Source organism: Gilliamella sp. ESL0405 (genome assembly GCF_019469205.1).
Lineage (GTDB): Bacteria > Pseudomonadota > Gammaproteobacteria > Enterobacterales > Orbaceae > Gilliamella.
On record NZ_CP048265.1, the window covers coordinates 2,749,905 to 2,772,440 of the forward strand.

A 22,536-nucleotide genomic window follows, 5' to 3' on the forward strand; every position below is an offset into this window, starting at 1 on the left:
TTGTATGCACATTAAATATAATCCGTGGATTATTAGTTTACGCCCTAAGACGTTAGCGCTTTCATTATCAACTGTTTTATTAGGCAATGCACTGGCTTTTTGGCAACAATCGTTCAACTTACCTGTTACGATTTTTACTATCATAACAGCTGCATTGCTACAAATATTATCCAATCTTGCCAATGATTATGGTGATGCCATTAAAGGCACAGACAAAGATAATCTAATTGGTCATCAACGTGGAATTCAATTAGGTTTAATTAGCCTTCGGCAATTAAAAGTTGGTTTATCAATTAACATTTTGCTGTGTGTTGTTTCTGGCCTTTGCTTACTTTTGCTGGCGTGCAATGATATTTACCAATTATTCATTTTTATACTATTAGGGCTGTTATCTATCGTTGCGGCGATAACTTATACCATAGGTAAAAAACCTTATGGGTATATTGGGCTTGGCGATCTGTCGGTTTTTATCTTCTTTGGAATAATCGGTGTAATGGGGAGTGACTATTTGCAAACCCAAATAGTATCACTATCCATTATTTTACCTGCCATAAGTAGCGGTTTGCTGGCGGTTGCAGTACTTAATATCAATAATTTGCGCGATGCCGATAACGACCGCATTCACCATAAACGCACGCTGATTGTGTTATGGGGTAAAACATTTGGTAAATACTATCACTTAAGTTTAATCCTTAGCGCATTAAGTCTACTCGGTCTATTTGCTTATCTGTATTTAAAGACAATCTGGAGCAGTTTATTTATCTTAACTTTTCCTTTATACATCCAACATATCTATGCAGTATTTAAGTTTAATCAAGCAAAAGATGCGACACCGTTATTAATTCAAATGGTCAAACTTGCTTTATTGACAAATTTACTTTATTGTTTGGGTATTATTTTGAGCTAGCTCACGTTTATGAAATTTAATATCGTGTCACTCAATATTAGCGTTATACTAGAAACAATTCATTATTACAGCAAAAGGAGACTCGATAATGGAGTTTGATACTTCTATTCTTTGCGATTACTACCCAGAAGATGTTAACGTCGTTGAACCAATTTTCAGTAATTTTGGTGGGGTAACATCATTTTCAGGTCAAGCTGTAACAGTCAAATGTTTTGAAGATAACGGCTTGTTATACGAAGTTTTACAATCAAATGGTGCTGGCAAAGTTTTGGTGATTGATGGCGGTGGTTCAGTTCGTCGAGCATTAATAGATGCTGAACTTATTGATATTGCTATCCAAAATCAGTGGGAAGGCATTATCGTTTATGGTGCGGTACGGCAGGTCGATTATTTAGCTGACGCTGAAATTGGTATTCAAGCACTAGCAGCAATTCCAGTCGGATCGGACGATCAGGGCGTAGGCGAAATTGATATTCGTGTCAATTTTGGTGGCGTCACCTTCTTTTCCGGTGATTTTGTTTATGCAGATAATACCGGTATTATCCTTTCTGAAATTGCACTGGAAATTGAAGAAAAATAGAATTGATTATACCGCCGATCACAATCGGCGGTTTTATATTCAAACACAGGATAATTCTGAAAACTTTTGTCAGCATTGAGATGCCTTAAATTGTTCGGTTTCGTATATATCCGCCTGTAACGGTGATAATTAAGCCGGCTAATTCCATTTCTAATAATTTACTGGTTAATTCCGGAATAGGTATATCAACAAGTAAGGCAATAATATCAACCGGTGTAGGTTGATGACGAATCACCGCAAAGATATCCGGATATAAAATATTGTGACTATCGACATTGCTTCTGCTCGCTTGTCGATTAATCGTTGATAAATAACCACTATAATGCTCTAAAATATCGGTTGGCTGACTAACTAAATAAGCGCCTTGTTTAATTAAAGCATGGGTTCCTGAGCAATTTTGATTATCGATATCGCCCGGCAAGGCAAAGACATCACGATTTTGCTCAAGTGCATAGCGTGCAGTAATTAATGAGCCACTTTTTTCGGAGGCTTCTATCACAAATGTCCCTAAACTTAATCCGCTAATAATTCGATTACGGCGAGGAAAATAGACCGATCTTGCTTTCTCAAAAGGTAAGAATTCCGACACAATTGCGCCGTCTTTCATTAAAATTTCATTAGCCAAATTTAAATTTGTTCTTGGTGCTATTTGGGCTAAGCCACTTCCCAATACAGCAATGGTATGACCCGATACATCCAGCGCACCTCGATGACATATCGCATCTATCCCCAACGCTAAACCACTGGTTATTGTTAAACCATTAATTGCCAATTCACCCGCAAAGTATCTTCCCCATTGAGCGCCATAGTCACTATACTCACGGCTACCGACCATTGCCAGTTGGGGAGAGTTTAATAATTGCCGGTTACCTAACACAAATAACAATAAAGGTGGGGAACAAATTTGTTTTAATAGTAATGGATAGTCACTATCGCAATAAGCAATAAGATGCTTTTGTGGCGTTGGAGAAATTAACCATTCAAGTATGGGTTCAAAATGGAGATACGAGGTTTGATAAAACTGTACTAATTGAGCGTCATTTAATCTTAATTTATCTAACAAAAAAGAGACATCTTGTATAATGTTGGGTAAACCACACGCAAAAAGCTGTCCTATTCTGTCAAAAATTGCTTGTTTTCCATACCCAAGCATTGAAATTCTTAATAAGAATTCATATTTAGTCATTATAAACCTTTATGAAACAGTTAAAAACCAGTGTCCTGATATGGATTGATAAGATATATCTTACCAATAGCCTGTAAGGACTGTTCATTGTGATAATAAATGTTTACAATGTGTGAGAATCTGAAAAATATTGATAATTGAGGAGTAGATCGAACAATTTATGGCTATTTTACCGGTATTACGTTTTCCTGATGAACGACTTCGCAAAGTTGCTAAGCCCGTTACTAATTTTACCCCAGAACTACAAACAATCATTGATAATATGATTGAAACCATGTATGCCGAAAATGGCATAGGTTTAGCGTCGACTCAAGTTGATGTGCATGAGCAAATTATTGTGATCGATGTATCTGAAGATAAGAGTCAAGTCTATGTGATTATTAATCCTGAGGTGATTAGTCAAGAAGGTGAAACAGGCATTGAAGAAGGTTGCTTATCGATACCCGATTGCCGTGGATTTGTCCCGAGATCTGAAAAAATAAAAATTAAAGCGCTTGATCGGCATGGCAATCCTTATGAAATTGATGCTGATGAGCTACTAGCTATCTGTATTCAACATGAGATGGATCACTTAAAAGGGAAGCTCTTTGTCGACTATCTTTCACCTTTAAAGCGTCAACGAATTGAGCAAAAAATGAAAAAATTAACCCGCGAAGAACAAAGAAACAAATAAAAAAACCGCCATATAATGAAGTGACCCCCAATAGTTGGACAACCAATTACTTGGGGGTTTTTTATATACTTTTATTTTGCAACAATAACCATTGCCGGGCGAATTAAACGACCATTTAAGGTATAGCCTTTTTGGATTGTGTTAACAATTTGACCCGATTGATGTTCCGGCGATTCAACCATACTAATCGCTTGATGCACATCTGGATTTAGTTGGGAATCTTGAGTATTAATCACTTCTATTCCAAACTTTTTAACAGTATCTAAAAAAGATTTTAAAGTAAGTTCTAAACCTTCAACGGTTGCTTGATGTTCCGGATTGTTTTTATCGGTCGATTCTAATGCACGCTCTAAATTATCTATTACCGGTAAAAGCTCATTTGAGAATTTTTCCAGCGCAAATTTACGGGCTTTATCAACATCCTGTTCAACACGTTTGCGAACATTATCGATTTCAGCACGGGCACGAATCATGGCCTCGCTTTCGTTCTTTTTCGCTAGTTGTAGCGCTTGTTCAAGCTCAGCAATTCGGGCATCTTTGGCTTTTAATTGCTCTTCAACATTCGCTTGTGATTCAGTTTTTTGCTCGGTTGATTCTTCCGTTGTGGCTTCAATATTTGTCTCATTTTCTGACATATTGTTATCTTGTTCTGTCATACTGTACTCCAAATGTAGTCGAAAACTTAGTTAATTACGGTTATTATGGGGGCAAATTTTATTATTACAAGTTTATCGATCGGCTGATAACTATTTTTTTAACCCTCGATTAAAAAATATAAAAATTTATATCATTAATTACTAGGATATTTTATGGATACACCATTTAAATGTATAGGTCTGATTGGGCTTCCACGTAAAATAGAAGCAATGCAAACTCATCAAGTGTTGCATGATTGGCTAGTTGAGCTTGGTATTCGTGTTTTAGTCGAAGACCGCTTAGCGGAATATTGCCAGTTTCCCGCCAACGAATATGCTTCGCTCGATACCATTGGTCAGTTAGCTGATTTAGCCATTGTGGTTGGTGGTGATGGAAATATGCTACGCTCAGCTCGTTACTTATCGCACTATAAAATTAAAGTGATTGGTGTTAACCGTGGTAATCTTGGCTTTTTGACTGATATTTTACATGATCAAGTGATTGAACAGTTAACACCTGTCATTGCAGGCAAGTATGATGATGATCCACGTTTTTTACTTGAAGTCTCTATTTATGATAATGGTCACTTAATTAATTCCGGTTTTGCGGTTAACGAAATTGTTGTCACTCCCAATACCGTTGCCCATATGATTGACTATGATGTGTATATCAATGAACGTAATGCTTTTTCACAACGAGCCGACGGCTTAATTATTGCCACACCAACCGGATCGACCGCCTATTCATTATCGGCCGGAGGCCCGATTTTAGCACCTCATTTAGATGCTCTGATTATTACACCAATGTTTCCACACTCATTAGCTATTAGACCGCTGGTGATTAAAAGTGATAATCCTATCCGACTTAAATTTCCAACAACGGCGCTTGATCTTAATATTGCCTGTGATAGCCAAATCATTTTACCGGTAAAACCAACGCAAGATGTCATTATTCGCCGTTCATCGTATGAATTTAATTTAATTCATTCAAAAGATTATGACTATTTTAATAATCTTTCAAGTAAATTGGGCTGGTCTCAAAAAAGGTTTTGAACTGCTTAGATAAACTGTTGTAAAGCGATAATAGCAAAGCTTTGCAACAGTTTGTGGAAGTCTTGAAAAGCATGCTAGTTTAAAATAAAAGATGAAATATTCGCAATATTTAGCTTGCTAGCAAATAAGCCAATACCCATACCGTAATTGATGAAAAAATAGCTGCAATAACATCATCAACCATAATACCAAAACCGCCCGGCACACGCTTATCAAACCAACGAATAGGCCAAGGTTTGGCCATATCAAACAATCTAAATGCGACAAAAGCAATCGTCACCCATAGTATTGAAAATTGAGGAATGAAATACAGCGTTATCCACATACCGACAAATTCATCCCAAACAATATGACCCGAATCATGAGTATGGGTATCATCCGACGTTTTTTGGCAAATATAACAACCAAACACAAACGTCACTAAAATAAAAACCCAATATAAAGCAGGTTGTAACCCCCAAAATAAAAGCCACAGTGGTATCGCCATTAATGATCCCATAGTACCAGGCATAATGGGTGATAGCCCACTACCCAATCCGACCGCTAAAAAATGAATTGGATTAGTGAGTTTTAGGTATTTTTTAAAATCTTTATTGCGCGCTTGTTTCGTCATTCTGATGATAATCGGTTGATAAAATTATGCCGACTTGAGGTCGGCAAAAAATTTGCTTAGCTAACTTTAGCCAGCACTAATAATATTTAGCTATATTATTAGTCTTTAGCTAAGGTTGCAACCATTACTGCTTTGATCGTGTGCAGGCGATTTTCAGCTTCATCAAAAACGATACTATGTTTAGATTCAAAGACTTCATTTGTCACTTCTAAACCATTTTTCAAACCATACTGGGCAGCCATTTGTTGACCTACTGTGGTATTCATATCATGGAAAGCCGGTAAGCAATGCATAAATTTAACATTTGGATTCTCGGTTAATTTAATTACATTTTGATTAACTTGGTATGGGGTTAATAATTTCACTCGCTCATCCCACACTTCTTTTGGTTCGCCCATGGAAACCCATACATCGGTATAAAGAAAATCAACGCCTTTCACACCTTCAGCGACATCTTCAGTTAAAACAATTTTAGCGCCTGTTGTTTTAGCTATCTCTTGGCACTTTTGAACAAGCTCTGATTCAGGTTGGCACGCTTTAGGCGCCACTAGTCGGATCTCCATACCCATTAAGGCAGCGCCTTCCATTAACGAATTGCCCATGTTATTACGAGCATCGCCTAAATAAGCAAATTTAACGCTATTAAGTGGGCGCTCACCGATATGCTCTTTCATGGTCATAAAATCTGCTAAAATTTGCGTTGGATGCGCTTCAGTCGTTAAACCATTCCAAACCGGCACACCGGCATATTTTGCCAAAGTTTCAACAATATCTTGCCCATAACCTCGATACTCAATACCGTCATACATGCGTCCGAGTACTCGAGCTGTATCGGCTATCGACTCTTTATGCCCAATTTGGCTACCACTTGGTCCTAAATAGGTGACTTGAGCACCTTGATCATATGCACCGACTTCAAAAGCACAACGAGTACGGGTTGAGTCTTTTTCAAAAATTAAGGCAATATTTTTGCCAACCAAATGTTTTTTCTCAGTGCCTTGTTGTTTAGCCTGCTTTAATTGAATGGAAAGATCGATTAATTGATTGATTTCATTTGGCGTAAAATCCAGTAAACGTAAAAAATGGCGCTGATAAAAACCGTGCATAACTAGCTCCTGATAGATGTGATAATTCAAGTCATTCTATTTGAATAATTATGCATTTTCAAGTTAAACCTGATAATATCGTCGATAATCTACAGTAACTTGCAATAAGTCTCAAAAATGAGACATTATTATTTAAATAATTTTAATAATATCGCTTTTTTTGTACAAAAAAGTGTAATAAAATGACCATTCATTGAATCCTGAAAGATAAGCGGTTTTGAATTTTTATTCATAAATAGTAATTCTTTATTCAAAAGGTCTTTTTAACCATGCAAACTTATGCCCTCCTTATATTACAAGACGGTTCACAATTTATCGGTAAATCAATCGGTGCCAACGGACAAACTGTTGGTGAGGTCGTTTTTAATACCTCAATGACCGGTTATCAAGAAATACTCACCGACCCTTCATATTGCGAGCAATTAGTCACGTTAACTTACCCCCATATAGGTAATGTCGGTACTAACAATGCCGATGCTGAATCTAATCAAGTTTATGCAAAAGGGCTGATTATTCGTGATTTACCACTATTAGCCAGCAATTATCGCAATGAGCTCGATCTTTCGAGTTATTTAAAACAGCATAATGTTATTGCCATTGCCGATATCGATACTCGCCGTTTAACTCGAATCTTGCGTGAAAAAGGGGCTCAGCATGGCGTGATTATCACGGCAAACGATAAAGAAACTTTACTTGAAAAAGCCGATACCGCTAAACAAATGGCGATCGATTTTAAAGGATTATCCGGACTGGATTTAGCCCAAAAAGTCACCTGTACAAAAAGCTATTTGTGGACACAAGGTGTATGGACAAGAGAGCAAGAACACCCCGCGGCAAAACCGGAAAGCGCCTTGCCTTATCATGTTGTGGCTTATGATTTTGGCGTAAAACGTAATATCTTACGGATGTTAGTTGAACGGGGTTGTAAATTGACCATAGTTCCGGCAAAAACCTCTGCGCAGGAGGTATTAGCATTAAATCCTGACGGTATATTCCTATCAAATGGTCCCGGTGATCCGGCACCTTGTACTTATGCCATTGATGCCATTAAACAGTTTTTAACTACTGACATACCGATATTTGGTATCTGTTTAGGGCATCAACTGTTAGCGTTGGCTTGTGGTGCAAAAACCATAAAAATGAAATTTGGACATCATGGTGGCAATCATCCGGTTAAAGATCTTGAAAATAATCGAGTTATGATTACCGCGCAAAATCATGGTTTTGCCGTTGATGAAATGAGTTTACCGACTCACTTACGTGTGACGCATAAATCACTGTTCGACGGTTCGCTACAGGGTATTCATCATAATCAAAAACCGGCTTTTAGCTTTCAAGGTCACCCCGAAGCGAGTCCCGGGCCTCACGATGCCGCCCCACTATTTGATCACTTTATCGAATTAATTAAAATTTATAAGCAGGAGCAATAACATGCCTAAGCGAACAGATATTAATAGCATTCTCATTATTGGCGCTGGCCCAATTGTTATTGGTCAAGCTTGTGAATTTGATTATTCCGGCGCTCAAGCTTGTAAGGCTCTGCGTGAAGAAGGTTATCGGGTTATTTTAGTCAATTCTAATCCTGCCACCATTATGACCGATCCGGAAATGGCGGATGCAACCTATATTGAGCCGATTGATTGGACAACGGTGAGTAAAATTATTGAACAAGAAAGACCCGATGCCATTTTGCCCACCATGGGCGGACAAACAGCGCTCAATTGTGCGTTAGAACTGGATAAAAGAGGCATTTTAAAACAATTTAATGTCGAGATGATCGGCGCTACCGCTGATGCAATTGATAAAGCTGAAGATCGCAAACGTTTTGATCAAGCCATGAAAAAAATTGGTCTTGATACTGCCCGTTCCGGCATTGCTCACTCATTAAAAGAGGCTTATGCCGTACTTGAACAAGTTGGCTTTCCTTGCATTATCCGCCCTTCTTTTACTATGGGGGGAACCGGTGGCGGGATTGCTTATAACACTCAAGAATTTGATGAAATTTGTACCCGAGGACTTGATCTGTCGCCCACCAATGAACTCCTCATTGATGAGTCATTAATTGGTTGGAAAGAGTATGAAATGGAAGTGGTACGAGATAAAAATGATAACTGCATCATCGTCTGTTCGATTGAAAATGTTGACCCTATGGGCATTCATACCGGGGATTCCATTACCGTTGCGCCAGCTCAAACTCTAACTGATAAAGAGTATCAAATCATGCGTAACGCATCGATAGCGGTACTTCGTGAAATTGGCGTTGAAACAGGTGGTTCGAATGTACAATTTTCGGTTGATCCTAAAACCGGACGCTTAATTGTGATTGAAATGAATCCAAGGGTATCACGTTCATCAGCATTAGCATCTAAAGCAACCGGTTTTCCAATCGCCAAAATTGCGGCCAAACTTGCGGTCGGCTTTACCCTTGATGAGCTATCTAATGATATTACCGGAGGTAAAACGCCAGCGTCATTTGAGCCTTCGATCGACTATGTGGTGACAAAAATACCCCGCTTTAATTTCGAAAAGTTTGCCGGGTGTAATGATCGTCTAACAACCCAAATGAAATCAGTGGGTGAAGTGATGGCTATTGGGCGGACTTTTCAAGAATCATTGCAAAAAGCGCTACGAGGGCTTGAAGTCGGTGCGTGTGGTTTTGATCCGAAATTTGACAATTATGATGATGAAAAAAATCTCAGCAAAATACGTTATGAACTGCAAGAAGCGGGCGCTGAACGAATTTGGTATATTGCTGACGCTTTTCGAGCCGGCTTTAGTTTAGATGAAATTTTCACATTAACGAATATCGATCGCTGGTTTTTAGTGCAGATTGAAGAACTTATCAGCCTTGAAAACCAACTGAAATCGCAATCATTCGCTCGCCTGAATTCAGAATCATTATGGCAACTTAAGCGTAAAGGTTTTTCAGATTTACGTATTGCTAAACTGCTTAATGTTGAAGAACAAGACGTTCGTGATCGACGAAACCAATACGATATCCATCCTGTATATAAACGAGTTGATACCTGCGCAGCAGAGTTCTCGACCGATACAGCTTATCTTTACTCAACCTATGAACAAGAGTGCGAAGCTAAACCACAATTCATTCGCCCGAAGATTATGATATTAGGCGGTGGACCGAATCGGATTGGGCAAGGTATTGAGTTTGATTACTGTTGTGTACATGCAGCGCTGGCGCTCCGTGAAGACGGTTATGAAACAATTATGGTTAACTGTAATCCGGAAACGGTATCTACCGATTATGATACCTCAGATCGACTCTACTTTGAGCCAGTCACACTGGAAGATGTGCTTGAAATTGCTCATGTCGAAAAACCAAATGGCGTAATCGTACAATACGGCGGGCAAACACCATTAAAATTAGCCAGAGCGCTTGAAGTCGCTGGGCTACCGATTATTGGTACCTCGCCAGATGCGATAGATCAAGCTGAAGATCGCAAACGTTTTCAGTCGATTGTCGATAAGTTAAAGTTAAAACAGCCAGTTAATGCAACGGTTACCGATATTGAAGATGCGGTGATTAAAGCCGAACAAATTGGCTATCCATTAGTGGTCAGACCGTCTTATGTGCTTGGTGGTCGAGCCATGGAAATTGTGTATAACGAGCAAGATTTAAGGCGTTATTTTAAAACCGCAGTCAGTGAATCGAATAATGCTCCAGTACTACTTGATCACTTTTTAGATGATGCTATTGAAGTTGATATTGATGTGATTGCCGACGGCGAGCAAATCGTCATTGGCGGCATTATGGAGCATATTGAACAAGCGGGTATTCACTCGGGTGATTCTGCTTGTTCATTACCAACATATACTTTAAGCCCGGAAATTTTAGACCAATTGCGCAAGCAAGCTAAACAGTTAGCGTTAGAACTTAATGTAAAAGGGCTTATGAATGGACAATTTGCCGTCAAAGATAACCAAATTTATTTGATTGAAATCAACCCTCGAGCCGCTCGCACCGTGCCATTTGTGTCGAAAGCTACCGGTTTGCCACTAGCGAAAATCGCTGCACGAGTTATGACCGGGCAATCACTGGCTAAACAAAATATCACCGAAGAAGTCATACCGCCTTATTACTCAGTAAAAGAGGTGGTATTACCGTTTAATAAATTTAGTGGCGTTGACCCAATTTTGGGGCCTGAAATGCGTTCAACCGGTGAAGTGATGGGAATTGGTAAAACTTTTGCCGAAGCCTTTGCCAAAGCACAACTTGGTAGCTTATCAAATATGAAAAAATCGGGAAAAGCTTTGTTATCTGTTCGTGATCAAGACAAAACTCGCTTGTTAGCGATCGCTAAACGATTAATTGCGCATGGCTTTAGTATTGATGCTACTTTTGGGACTGCTAAGGCATTACAACAAGCTGGCATACCCTGCCAAATGGTCAAAAAAGAGAACGAAGGGCGCCCCAATATTCATGACCATATTAAAAATGGCGAATATAGCTATATTCTCAATACCACATCTGGACGGGCTGCTATTGAGGCGTCGAAAATTTTACGCCGTAGCGCAATCCAATATAAAGTGTATTACGATACTACGATGAATGCGGCCTATGCCACAACTGCCGCATTAGACTGCGATCCAGCACAATATGTTGTTTCATTGCAAACACTTTATGCATAAATATTGACTAAAAAGTAAGCCTGTAAAATACATAGCGGCTGACAGATTTGCGCAAAACAAGAACCTTAGTACGATTAAAATATAGTACTAAGGTTGATTTAAAAATGGTGATAATTTGCAGGCTTTTCGCACTTGTATTAACTTTACGCTAAATAAACCTTAATCACTTGCCATTGACTAATGTTGCATCTTATTTATTTGCTATATCCAAATTATAAGTAAATTTTTATTTAAATTGTCGACGATTTAATTAATTGTATTTATTTAGAATTTTGATTAACTATAGCTAAAATATCGGCCTCTGTCAGTTTCTGCGTCGGATTAGCAAAAGCGTAACAAGTTGGTTTTTTGTCAATAAAGACCTCTGATGTAAAATCCAAATTCTTAATATCATTAAAAATCCAGGCAGCAAGATAATAATTTTGTGTGCCGGTTAAATGATAATAAAGGTGAGATCCGCACTGCTGACAAAATGCTCTTTCAGCCCATTGTGATGAAGGATAATGACGTATATTGTCTTGACCTTCTACGGTAAGCTCACCGTTATACATTAATGACATAAAAGGTCCGGCACTCCACTTCCGACAGGTTTCACAGTGACAGGCACTTAAATGTAAGTTTTTGAAAGGGACAACCAACTTAACTTTGCCACATAAACATGTCCCATGATACTCAGTTGACATAAATACTCCTTTTTGATTGAAATGAATAATTTTTACTCAAACCTAAATCATTATAACTAAAAAACAAGCAAATCTTGTCAAGAAGTTTCAGAAACACCCTACGTTTTAGTAAAAAAACCGTATTTATTTGTTTAAAAATGTTTAAAATTAGCTCGATTAAGCAAAAAGGTATTGCTTTATTATTTTATTACTATAATATAGCCACCTCTTTGACGCGGGGTGGAGCAGCTTGGTAGCTCGTCGGGCTCATAACCCGAAGGTCGTTGGTTCAAATCCAGCCCCCGCAACCAATTCCTCAAAAATCTATTCTAAATTATTCTTAATAATAAACTATTCTGATTTCGGTACAGCCAGTAGCGTTGATACAGCTTCACTAATTCTTCTAGCAATATAGCTATTATTCATGGTGTACAAATGGATACCGTCAACATTTTGTGAAACCAAATCAACAATCTGATCGATAGCATAAGCAATACCGGCGTCACGGAACGCATCAGGGTGATGCTCGTATTTCTCCATCATCTGTTTGAATTTCTTCGGTAGATTTACGCCACACATCGATACCATACGTTCAATTTGGTTTTTGTTCGTTACCGGCATAATCCCTGCTTCAATTGGTACATTAATTCCCATATCACGGGCTTTGTCTAAGAAAGTATAAAAATAGTCATTATCAAAAAATAGCTGTGATATGAGTTGATCTGTTCCGGCACTCACCTTTTCTTTTAAATGTATTAAATCTTGTTTTAGCGTTGATGCTTCAAGATGTCCTTCAGGATAACATGCCCCAATCACATTAAAATCACCATTTTCTTTAATAAATGAAACCAGCTCGCTGGCATAGCGAAAATCATCTTTAGGTGTAACTGTCGGGCTAATATCGCCTCGCAGTGCAAGCACATTATCGATACCGGCACATTTAAGATCATGAAGAATTTTTTGCATTTCTGCTTTATCAAAATTAATTCCCGGCAAATGAGCAACACTTTCAATGCCATAAGTATGTTTGACAGAGTGGGCGATATCAATTGTCGTTTGACCATTCAAACTACCACCAGCGCCATAAGTAACACTGATAAAATCAGGTTTGAAGTAACCAAGTTCACGCAATGTGCTATAGATTGTCTCTAAAGGTGACGTTTTTTTAGGGGGAAAAACTTCAAAAGAGAACACGGTTTTTTTATTAAAGAGTAAATTTGTTTTCATCTGTATCATCCATTGGTGTGATTACTATTATCCTTACTGACATTTCCGCCGCCAAAATCGGCGGCGGAAATTAAGGTAAAGCAAATTAATTAACGCAACAGTGTTAATTAAGCGTTTTTCGAACTTCTAATGTTGCTTGAACTAAATGTTCTAAACTTGCAACAACTTCTTTCTCACCACGAGTTTTTAAACCACAATCCGGATTAATCCAAAGTTTTTGCTTGTCAATTTTTGCCAGTAACTTCTCAATTGTTGCTTTGATTTCAGCAACCGGTGGTACACGTGGTGAATGGATATCATAAACACCCGGTCCAACTTCAGTTTTAAAGTTATTGGCTTTAAGTACATCAATCAATTGTAGATTAGAACGTGATGCTTCAAATGAAATCACATCAGCATCCATGGCATCGATATCTTTGATAATGTCAGCAAATTCGCTATAACACATATGTGTATGAATTTGTGTATCAGCTTGTACTTTGCTGTGTACTAATCTAAATGCCGGAATAGCCCAATCAAGATATTCACTATTCCAATCAGCTTTACGTAATGGTAATTTCTCTTTTAACGCTGCTTCATCAATTTGGATGACTTTAATGCCGGCCGCTTCAAGATCTAACACTTCATCACTGATTGCTAAACCAATTTGGAATACTGACTCTTTTTGTGAAATATCTTCACGAGGGAACGACCAGTTAAGGATCGTCACTGGGCCAGTTAACATGCCTTTAACGGGTTTGTCAGTTAGGCTTTGTGCATATTGTGAATATTCAACGGTAATTGGTTTAGAGCGTGAAATATCACCCCATACAATGGGTGGCTTAACACAACGAGTACCATATGATTGCACCCATGCTTTTTCAGTAAAGACAAAACCATTTAAGCTTTCACCAAAATATTCAACCATGTCATTACGTTCAAATTCGCCGTGAACTAACACATCAATACCAATCTGTTCTTGAAGCTTGATGCATTCTGCAATTTTTTGTTTGTTAAACTCGGTATATTCATTTAAACAAATTTCACCTTTCTTGAATTTTGCACGGTTTAAACGTACATCAGGTGTTTGCGGGAATGAACCAATCGTTGTTGTAGGTAATAATGGCAAATTAAAGGCTTTTTTCTGTGCTGCTTCACGTACTGAAAATTCCGGTAGACGAGTAAAATCAGACGCTTTTAAAGCCGAAACTTTTTGACGTACCGCTTGATTTGCTCCTTCACGCTCACGCGTAAATAGGGTTTGATTTGCTTTGTAAGCCGGACTATTTTCAAAATTTGAATCTTTGACTAATTCACCCAGTTCAGCTAACTCTTGTAGCTTTTCTTGAGCAAAAGCAAAATAAGCTCGTTGTTGAATCGTTAATTTAGTTTCGTTTTGTAATGTATAAGGTACATGCAGTAACGAACAGGAAGTATTAATCACAATGTTTGCCGCTTTTTGCTTAATTTTTGCGACTAATTCCAATGTTTTTTTATAATTATTTTTCCAAATATTTTTACCATTTACCACACCAGCAAATAACACTTTATCAGCCGGGAAACCATGACTTTCAAGTAATGCTAAGGATTGTTTACCTTCAACAAAATCAAGCCCGATACCGTCAAATGGTAACGCCACTAATTGTTGGTAACAATCACGCACATCGCCAAAGTAAGTTTGTAAAACCACTTTGGTTGTACCTTTAACTGATAAAATTGACTGATAAAGCTCATTGAATAAAGCGATATCTTCATGAGTTAAATCAGTCACTAAAATTGGCTCATCAATTTGTATCCACTGCGCACCAAGTGCAGTAAATTTCTGAATAATTTCTTGATAGGCTTTAATAATATCGGCTTTAAAATCAACAAGCTGTTTATTACCTAAATACTGTGCTAATTTGAAAAAGGTTAATGCGCCAATCACAACCGGTTTGGTTTGAATACCTAGTGCTTTGGCTTCTTGATATTCGTCAAAAGGTTTGGTGCAGGCTAATTTTATTTGTAGTGAATCTTCAATTTCTGGCACTAAGTAGTGATAATTAGTGTTAAACCATTTTTTCATTGCCAACGCTCGCACATCACCTTTTTCACCTTGATAACCACGCGCCATGGCAAAATAACGATCGAGTTCAGGTAAGCCTAAATCTTGATAACGTTTCGGGATAACATTCAGTAAACAGGCCGTATCTAATACTGCATCATAAAATGAAAAGTCATTAGATGAGATTAAAGCAATTTTATGTGAGGCTTGTTGTTGTAGATGTTCAGCACGTAGGGCTTTTGCTTCATTTAATAATTCAGCTTGGGTTTTGTTACCTTTAAAATAAGCTTCGGTTGCAAATTTAAGCTCACGAAGTTTACCAACACGAGGATATCCAATAACTGCAGTATTCATTTTCTTTTCCTTATTTAGCATTTAGCACTTTTCTTTAGTGGTTAAAAAGATAGCAAAAAAAAATGTTATTGAATAATTCTAGTTTTTTATCAAAAGATATAGTTTTTAGCTATATCAAAAGGTATAAAAAATCCCTCAGTTTTTCAACAGAAGGATTGAAATAGATGAAAATTAATAAATTAACTACTGGCGCCATTCGCCACGGATTGGTCTTGAAAAATGAGCAAGCACAGCGATCATACAGATTTCGATCGATACACCCCAATAGATATGCCCTAAAATTTCACTCCAAAGTTCATAACCATTTAGGTTCCATAACCAACCAACGGTGCCTTGCGGATCATAAGCGGGATGACGAAAACCTAATAGCGGAATTAAAAAACCGTGCATCATAACGGTAATGATAATGCCATAAAATGCACCATACCATAATCGAATATTATTCCAGAAGTAGGCAATAAATACATAAACGAAGGCAAAGGCAAAACTAAATAACCAGTGATAAAGTGTTACTGCGCCCGAAACGATTGCCGTTTGGTAAACATAATCAAGTGAATGAGAATTAATGCCTAACCAACCAAGCCATGCATCAATGTGTGCCGCAGGTGGTGAAATTTCCCCAGGAACACGAGGAGGCATATTAACTTCAGAACCCCATTTAACCAGTGCGCTAATGAATCCACCAATCAGAGTAGTCCAAACAATAATTTGACGATTTATTTTATTTCCAAACATTTAAAATTTCCTATTTATTGTTAAAATTCTTCGAATTATATTGCATATTAATGGGTGTTAAAAGAGGAAAAACAAGATAAATAAACAAAAAAATCTATTATAACAATCGATAAAACTTGTTTTAAAATGAAAGTGTCAAATAAAAACACTCAATCCATTTATATATTATCAAAAATCAATGAAGCCTTTATTATTTAACTGTTAGCAACAATAAATAATAATGGATACTCAATTAGTTAACACATTACAAATTACTCATAAAATATAAAAACTGTATTTATTTACAGTGTTTTTATTGCTATACTGTTTTTATCATCAATAGTACTGTTTATTAAAAATATTATGATAACTCAACTTACTATCAATAATTTTGCTATCGTCGATCAGTTGTTAGTGGATTTTACAACAGGGATGACCGCAATTACGGGTGAAACAGGTGCAGGTAAATCGATTGCGATCGATGCATTAGGGCTTTGTTTAGGGAATCGTTCCGATGCTTCATCTATCCGATCCGGCGCTGATCGTGTCGATATTTCAGCTTGCTTTGTGCTTGATGACACCCCCGCTGCCTTTTCTTGGCTAACTGAGAATCAGCTAGATGAAGGTAATGAGTGTATTTTACGACGAGTTATTAACCAAGATGGACGTTCTAAAGCCTTTATTAATGGTCGGGCAGTACCAATATCACAACTGAAAGATTTAGGACAACTATTGATTCAAATTCATGGTCAACATGAGCCTCAGCGACTTTTACGTAGTGACTATCAACAGCTTTTACTTAACCATTATATGAATGAGCCATCGTTGCTTAGTCAAATGAATCAAGCATATAAACAGTGGAAAACAGCTTGTCAAACTTATCAGCAATATCAAACCTCCAGACAAGAGCGTGAAGCACATATTCAACTTTTACAATATCAACTTAAAGAGCTTAATGAGTTTTCCCCTATTGAAGGTGAATATCAGCAAATTGATGAAGAATATAAACGCCTTTCCAACAGTGAACAGTTAATTCAGCTTAGCCAACAATCAGTGATGCTGTTGGACGAAGCCGAAGAATATAATGTCAGTAACTTACTCAATAGCGTGAAACATACCGTACAGGAGTTATCGGCTTTAGATCCAACTCTAAGCGATATTTGTAATTTACTTGAGGAAGCTTCCATTCAAATTAAAGAAGCCAGCTACGAACTACGCCATTATAGTGAGAGTTTAGAGCTTGACCCTGCCCGTGTGATGCAACTTGAACAGCGACTTTCAAAACAAATAGCCTTAGCTCGTAAACACCATGTGGCTCCTGAAGCTTTACCGGAATTACATCAAAATCTTTTAGCTGAGTTTAAGCAAATTAATCAACAAGACGAACAAAGCGAACAACTGAAAGCTGACATTAATAAATACCACCAAGTCACATTAGAACTTGCCAGTAAATTACATCAAAAACGTTTAGCCATCAGTAAAACCTTAGCGAAAAAAGTGACTGCTATTATGCATGAGTTATCGATGCCAAATGGGCAATTTAGTATTGAAATTGCCTATGATGAAAATCGGTTAAATGAAGATGGTGCCGATCAAGTCACGTTTTTAGTAACAACTAATGCCGGTCAACTCGCACAACCATTGGCTAAAGTTGCATCGGGCGGGGAGTTATCTCGTATTGCCCTTGCCATTCAAGTTTTAACTGCGCAAAAAATGGATACACCTGCATTAATTTTTGACGAAATCGATGTCGGTATCAGTGGCTCTACAGCGGCAAAGGTAGGGCAACTGTTAAGACAATTAGGTCAATCAACACAAGTTATTACAGTCACGCATTTACCACAAGTAGCTGGTCAAGCCAATCAACACTATTTTGTCAGTAAAGAAACCAACGGTAAACAAACATCAACCGATATGCAAAAATTGGATGAAAAGGGTCGTATAAACGAACTGGCACGGCTTTTAGGCGGGGATAAAATTACTAATGCAACATTAGCCAATGCGAAAGAGCTACTTATTATCTAATTGAATTGTGGTAATATAACGCTTTCGATTTGGCTATAAAGGAAACTCGATCATGAATCTAGCGGGTAAACATATTCTATTAGGGATTGCCGGAGGCATTGCAGCTTATAAATGCCCTGATCTTGTTCGCCAATTAAAAAAAGCCGGGGCGCAGGTACATGTGGTACTCACTGAGTCAGCGAGCCACTTTGTCACACCGCTAACACTACAGGCAGTATCCGCAAACCCTGTATCAAGCGACCTGTTTGATCCGTCAGCTGAATTATCAATGAGCCATATTGAGCTGGCAAAGTGGGCTGATTTAGTTTTAATCGCACCCGCCACTGCAAATATCATTGCCAAAATAGCCAATGGTATTGCTGATGATCTATTATCGACTGTTTGTTTAGCAACACCAGCGCCAATAGCTATAGCGCCGGCGATGAATCAACAAATGTATAAAGCAGCAGCAACGCAACATAACCTTTCCATTTTAAGTGCCAGAAATTGCCTAATTTTAGGGCCGGATACAGGTTTTCAGGCGTGCGGTGATTGTGGTCCGGGTAGAATGCTCGAGCCACAAACGATGATAAACCAACTCGATCGTTACTTCGCTGATTCATCTTTACTTGCCGGAACATCAATTACTATTACCGCCGGACCAACGATTGAAGAAATCGATCCAGTCCGCTATATCAGCAATTACAGTTCAGGTAAAATGGGCTTTGCTATTGCAAAAGCTGCGGCTGAAATGGGGGCAACGGTCACTCTTATTAGTGGACCGGTAAATTTAGATACACCGAATAATGTCAATCGAATTGATGTTAAAAGTGCAAATCAAATGTATAATGAAGCTATCAAGTTTGCCAAAAAATCGTCTATTTTTATTTCTTGTGCTGCCGTAGCCGATTACCGTGCTGAAACAATCGCCAAGAAAAAAATAAAAAAAACAGATGACAACAATGAGCTAATTATCAAATTAGTCAAAAATCCAGATATTGTTGCCACTGTTGCTGCATTAAAAAGACAGCGCCCTTTTGTAGTAGGTTTTGCTGCCGAAACCAACAATGTTAAGGCTTATGCCCTTAAAAAACTAACTGACAAAAATTTAGATTTAATTTGTGCTAATGATGTTTCCGATAAAAGTATTGGTTTTAATTCAGATCAAAATGCATTAACCCTTTACTGGCAAAATGGTGAGCAAAAATTACCATTAGATAATAAACAGCAATTAGCCAAACACTTACTTGAAGCATTGATAATACGATATAAAGCGAGTCATGATGAAAAGAAAAATCGATATTAAAATATTAGATAAACGTTTAGGTGAGACATTTCCACTGCCAACCTATGCCACTGAAGGATCAGCGGGTATTGATTTGCGTGCAATGTTTGACAAAACAACCGAAATCAAGCCAGGCGAAACCATTTTAACCCCTACGGGTTTATCAATGCATATTGCTGATCCAAATTTAGCCGCATTAGTTCTACCTCGCTCCGGTTTAGGCTCTAAAAATGGGATTGTATTAGGTAATTTAGTCGGTTTAATCGACTCTGATTATCAAGGGCAACTGTTTGTACCAATTTGGAACAGAAGCCAAACGCCTTTTGTGATTGAACAAGGCGATCGAATTGCGCAATTAATTATTGTGCCAGTTGTTCAAGCTGAATTTAATATTGTTGATGAATTTACCGAGTCAGTGCGCGGTGAAGGTGGATTTGGACATTCGGGTAAAAAATGATTGTGAGTAATAAAAATAAAAATCGCAAAGAGGATATATTACAAGCGTTGGCAACAATGCTTCAATCCAATGAAGGGACACAGCGAATTACTACTGCTAAACTAGCCGCGACCGTTGGGGTGTCTGAGGCGGCGCTCTATCGTCATTTTCCAAGTAAAACCAAAATGTTTGAAAGTTTAATTGTCTATATTGAGGATATTTTACTTTCTCGTATCAATGTTATCTTACAAGACGAGCCTAACACAATGATTCGTTTGAAGTTAATTTTAGCGTTGATATTAGGCTTTTCAGAAAAAAATCCTGGCTTAACCCGAATTATGACCGGGCATGCCTTAATGTTTGAACAAGATCAATTACAAGAACGCATCAGCCAACTATTTGAACGAATAGAAACACAAATTAAGCAAGTTTTACGAGAGCGTAAAATCCGTGAAGGAGTTGGATTTACCACCGACGAGCGAATTTTATCGAGCCAATTATTAGCTTTCTGTGAAGGTATGATGTCCCGTTATTCTCGTTCAGGATTCGAGTATCTACCGACGATAAATTTTGAGACACGTTGGGCATTATTAGCTAAACAATTAGTGTAAAAAATAACTAGCTACTTTTATGTATCAATTACGTGATCAACTATCAAGGATTCCATTATGAATTTCGAAAATACTATGGAACAAATCATCTTATTTATTGAAAAATATGATAGTGTTGTTCTAAATTATATCGCCCATTTTTGTTTTGCCATTATTATTTTCATCCTTGGGCGGATGATTGCCAGATTTATTAGTCGTCAATTTAGACGCATTTTAACCAGTCGTGATGTCGATCCGACAGTAGTTAAGTTTGTGAGTGCTTTATCTTATTATGCCATTATTATTGTATCGCTGGTTGCCGTATTAGGCCAATTAGGTGTACAAACCGCTTCAATTGTCGCTGTAATCGGTGCAGCCGGTTTAGCCGTCGGTTTAGCCTTACAAGGGTCACTATCTAACTTTGCCGCAGGGGTAATTTTAATAATTTTTCGCCCATTTAAAGTGGGTGAAACAGTCATTATTAATAATCAACGAGGTGTAATAGACTCAATTCAAATCTTCTCTACCACAATTATTACTCCAACCAATGAATTGGTGGTGATACCTAATAGTCAGGTAGTGAGTGCCAATATTATCAATTATACTCGTTTACCGGAAAGACGCTTAGACTTAGTAATTAATGTCGGTTATGATTCTGATATTCAAAAAGTTTATCAAGTGTTAACACACGCAGTTAACCAAACTCAGAATATTTTGACCAGTAAAGAGGCCATCATTCGTTTGGATCTTTTAGATGCTTCGTCGATGAACTTTAATGTCTTAGTTTGGACGCTTAATGCCAATTATGGATCGGTCAAGGCCGAGTTACTTGAAAATATTAAAAACAGCTTAACTGAAAATGGCATCAACATTCCTTATCCAACTATGGATGTCAATGTTAATCCAAACCATTAAATAGATTAATAACCTATCTGCTAACCAATAACGGATAGGTTATTTTACCCACCTCACTAAATTAAATAGTCTTGATCCATATTTAGCGCTGGTTTGTCACAGTCGGGGCAACCAACCACTTTTGCCGGCACGCCAGCGACAGTTGTGTGCGCAGACACTGGCTCTAATACCACTGAACCGGCACCGATTTTAGCCCCTTTGCCAATTTCAATATTTCCTAAAATAGTAGAGTGTGCACCAATCATTACTCCCTCTCGAATTTTAGGATGACGATCACCGTTTTCTTTACCTGTACCGCCTAGTGTTACTGATTGTAAAATAGAAACATCATTTTCAATCACAACCGTTTCACCAATTACAATGCCAGTTGCATGATCAAACATCACACCACAACCAATTTTTGCCGCAGGGTGAATATCCACACCAAAAACAATAGCAATCTGACTTTGTAAGAATGTGGCTAAAGATTTACGATTTTGCATCCAAAGCCAATGTGCTATTCGGTATGCTTGTAAAGATAAAAAACCTTTATAATAGAGTAATGGCGTTGTGTAGTAGTTGGTTGCCGGATCGCGAATATAAACGGCCAAAATATCGGTAATAGCAGCCTTGATAATCCCCTTATCAGCCTCATACGTTTGACGGGCTATCTCTCGAATTTCAATTGCTGGCATAACTTGCGTAGCCAGTTTATTTGCCAAAATATAACTTAATGCACTGCCTAAATTTTCATGATTTAATAGCGTTGCATGGAAATAACTGGCTAACATGGGTTCACTTTCAACTAATTCTGTCGCTTCTTGCCGAATGGCTTGCCATAGCATATCGGGTTTAACAACCGTTTTTATATTGTTCACAACAACTACCTATAGATATTAATCAATATAGTGAACATTGTTTCTCAAACTTAACAAGTAAGCAAGCAT

20 protein-coding genes and 1 tRNA gene are annotated in these 22,536 nt (G+C 37.8%); 12 read left to right on the forward strand and 9 right to left on the reverse strand.

What is annotated here, in order from left to right; genetic code table 11:
- The first annotated feature begins 4 nt into the window (after positions 1 to 4).
- Together GYM74_RS12020 and rraA are read left to right on the forward strand one after the other, a co-directional pair.
- Positions 5 to 907: a 1,4-dihydroxy-2-naphthoate polyprenyltransferase gene (locus GYM74_RS12020; protein WP_220218432.1), complete on the forward strand. Its 903-nt coding sequence runs from the start codon at positions 5 to 7 to the stop codon at positions 905 to 907.
- Positions 908 to 995: 88 nt separating this feature from the next.
- Positions 996 to 1,487, forward strand: coding sequence for a ribonuclease E activity regulator RraA (rraA, locus tag GYM74_RS12025; protein WP_220218433.1), 492 nt, complete (start codon positions 996 to 998; stop codon positions 1,485 to 1,487).
- 85 nt (positions 1,488 to 1,572) lie between these two features.
- Here rraA and dprA read toward each other — a convergent pair whose 3' ends face one another.
- Positions 1,573 to 2,673, reverse strand: coding sequence for a DNA-processing protein DprA (dprA, locus tag GYM74_RS12030; protein ID WP_220218434.1), 1,101 nt, complete (start codon positions 2,671 to 2,673; stop codon positions 1,573 to 1,575).
- A gap of 160 nt (positions 2,674 to 2,833) precedes the next feature.
- Here dprA and def point away from each other — a divergent pair, with 160 nt between their 5' ends.
- Positions 2,834 to 3,346, forward strand: a complete 513-nt coding sequence (def, locus tag GYM74_RS12035; RefSeq protein ID WP_220218435.1) for a peptide deformylase — start codon at positions 2,834 to 2,836, stop codon at positions 3,344 to 3,346.
- A gap of 71 nt (positions 3,347 to 3,417) precedes the next feature.
- On the opposite strand, the gene grpE is transcribed toward def, so the two are convergent.
- Positions 3,418 to 4,002 carry a nucleotide exchange factor GrpE gene (grpE, locus tag GYM74_RS12040; protein ID WP_220218436.1) on the reverse strand — a complete coding sequence of 195 codons (585 nt, stop codon included), beginning with the start codon at positions 4,000 to 4,002 and terminating at the stop codon, positions 3,418 to 3,420.
- Positions 4,003 to 4,155: 153 nt separating this feature from the next.
- Between grpE and nadK the strand changes: the two genes are divergently transcribed.
- Positions 4,156 to 5,034 carry an NAD(+) kinase gene (gene nadK / locus GYM74_RS12045; RefSeq protein ID WP_220218437.1) on the forward strand — a complete coding sequence of 293 codons (879 nt, stop codon included), beginning with the start codon at positions 4,156 to 4,158 and terminating at the stop codon, positions 5,032 to 5,034.
- Positions 5,035 to 5,143: 109 nt separating this feature from the next.
- Here nadK and GYM74_RS12050 read toward each other — a convergent pair whose 3' ends face one another.
- Together GYM74_RS12050 and argF are read right to left on the reverse strand one after the other, a co-directional pair.
- The gene (locus tag GYM74_RS12050) at positions 5,144 to 5,647 is read right to left on the reverse strand and encodes a phosphatidylglycerophosphatase A (protein WP_220218438.1); all 504 of its coding nucleotides are present in this window, start codon (positions 5,645 to 5,647) and stop codon (positions 5,144 to 5,146) included.
- 98 nt (positions 5,648 to 5,745) lie between these two features.
- Positions 5,746 to 6,753 carry an ornithine carbamoyltransferase gene (gene argF, locus GYM74_RS12055; protein ID WP_220218439.1) on the reverse strand — a complete coding sequence of 336 codons (1,008 nt, stop codon included), beginning with the start codon at positions 6,751 to 6,753 and terminating at the stop codon, positions 5,746 to 5,748.
- Between the two features lie 269 nt (positions 6,754 to 7,022).
- On the opposite strand from argF, the gene carA reads away from it, so the two are divergent.
- Both carA and carB read left to right on the forward strand, forming a co-directional pair.
- On the forward strand, positions 7,023 to 8,183 hold the full coding sequence (carA, locus tag GYM74_RS12060) for a glutamine-hydrolyzing carbamoyl-phosphate synthase small subunit (RefSeq protein WP_220218440.1): 1,161 nt from the start codon (positions 7,023 to 7,025) through the stop codon (positions 8,181 to 8,183).
- A gap of 1 nt (position 8,184) precedes the next feature.
- Positions 8,185 to 11,400, forward strand: a complete 3,216-nt coding sequence (gene carB / locus GYM74_RS12065) for a carbamoyl-phosphate synthase large subunit (protein WP_220218441.1) — start codon at positions 8,185 to 8,187, stop codon at positions 11,398 to 11,400.
- 260 nt (positions 11,401 to 11,660) lie between these two features.
- On the opposite strand, the gene GYM74_RS12070 is transcribed toward carB, so the two are convergent.
- Positions 11,661 to 12,083: a GFA family protein gene (locus tag GYM74_RS12070; RefSeq protein ID WP_220218442.1), complete on the reverse strand. Its 423-nt coding sequence runs from the start codon at positions 12,081 to 12,083 to the stop codon at positions 11,661 to 11,663.
- A 213-nt stretch (positions 12,084 to 12,296) separates the two neighbouring features.
- On the opposite strand from GYM74_RS12070, the gene GYM74_RS12075 reads away from it, so the two are divergent.
- Positions 12,297 to 12,373: transfer RNA gene (locus GYM74_RS12075), tRNA-Met, on the forward strand.
- 40 nt (positions 12,374 to 12,413) lie between these two features.
- On the opposite strand, the gene metF is transcribed toward GYM74_RS12075, so the two are convergent.
- The 3 genes from metF to GYM74_RS12090 form a co-directional block, all read right to left on the reverse strand.
- Positions 12,414 to 13,289 (reverse strand): methylenetetrahydrofolate reductase [NAD(P)H], encoded by an 876-nt coding sequence (metF, locus tag GYM74_RS12080; RefSeq protein WP_220218443.1) that lies wholly within the window; start codon positions 13,287 to 13,289, stop codon positions 12,414 to 12,416.
- Between the two features lie 103 nt (positions 13,290 to 13,392).
- Positions 13,393 to 15,666 carry a 5-methyltetrahydropteroyltriglutamate--homocysteine S-methyltransferase gene (gene metE, locus GYM74_RS12085; RefSeq protein ID WP_220218444.1) on the reverse strand — a complete coding sequence of 758 codons (2,274 nt, stop codon included), beginning with the start codon at positions 15,664 to 15,666 and terminating at the stop codon, positions 13,393 to 13,395.
- A gap of 183 nt (positions 15,667 to 15,849) precedes the next feature.
- Positions 15,850 to 16,401: a DUF1440 domain-containing protein gene (locus GYM74_RS12090; protein WP_065562709.1), complete on the reverse strand. Its 552-nt coding sequence runs from the start codon at positions 16,399 to 16,401 to the stop codon at positions 15,850 to 15,852.
- 342 nt (positions 16,402 to 16,743) lie between these two features.
- Here GYM74_RS12090 and recN point away from each other — a divergent pair, with 342 nt between their 5' ends.
- The 5 genes from recN to GYM74_RS12115 are packed head-to-tail and all read left to right on the forward strand — an operon-like array spanning position 16,744 to position 21,610.
- Positions 16,744 to 18,405: a DNA repair protein RecN gene (gene recN / locus GYM74_RS12095; protein WP_220218445.1), complete on the forward strand. Its 1,662-nt coding sequence runs from the start codon at positions 16,744 to 16,746 to the stop codon at positions 18,403 to 18,405.
- A 52-nt stretch (positions 18,406 to 18,457) separates the two neighbouring features.
- On the forward strand, positions 18,458 to 19,690 hold the full coding sequence (gene coaBC / locus GYM74_RS12100) for a bifunctional phosphopantothenoylcysteine decarboxylase/phosphopantothenate--cysteine ligase CoaBC (protein WP_220218446.1): 1,233 nt from the start codon (positions 18,458 to 18,460) through the stop codon (positions 19,688 to 19,690).
- Positions 19,668 to 20,126: a dUTP diphosphatase gene (dut, locus tag GYM74_RS12105; protein ID WP_220219673.1), complete on the forward strand. Its 459-nt coding sequence runs from the start codon at positions 19,668 to 19,670 to the stop codon at positions 20,124 to 20,126. Before coaBC ends, dut begins: the two co-directional genes overlap by 23 nt.
- Positions 20,123 to 20,716 (forward strand): nucleoid occlusion factor SlmA, encoded by a 594-nt coding sequence (gene slmA / locus GYM74_RS12110; RefSeq protein ID WP_220218447.1) that lies wholly within the window; start codon positions 20,123 to 20,125, stop codon positions 20,714 to 20,716. Before dut ends, slmA begins: the two co-directional genes overlap by 4 nt.
- Before the next feature lie 57 nt (positions 20,717 to 20,773).
- Positions 20,774 to 21,610: a mechanosensitive ion channel domain-containing protein gene (locus GYM74_RS12115; RefSeq protein ID WP_220218448.1), complete on the forward strand. Its 837-nt coding sequence runs from the start codon at positions 20,774 to 20,776 to the stop codon at positions 21,608 to 21,610.
- A gap of 56 nt (positions 21,611 to 21,666) precedes the next feature.
- On the opposite strand, the gene cysE is transcribed toward GYM74_RS12115, so the two are convergent.
- Positions 21,667 to 22,434 (reverse strand): serine O-acetyltransferase, encoded by a 768-nt coding sequence (cysE, locus tag GYM74_RS12120; protein WP_366915689.1) that lies wholly within the window; start codon positions 22,432 to 22,434, stop codon positions 21,667 to 21,669.
- Positions 22,435 to 22,536 lie beyond the last annotated feature (102 nt).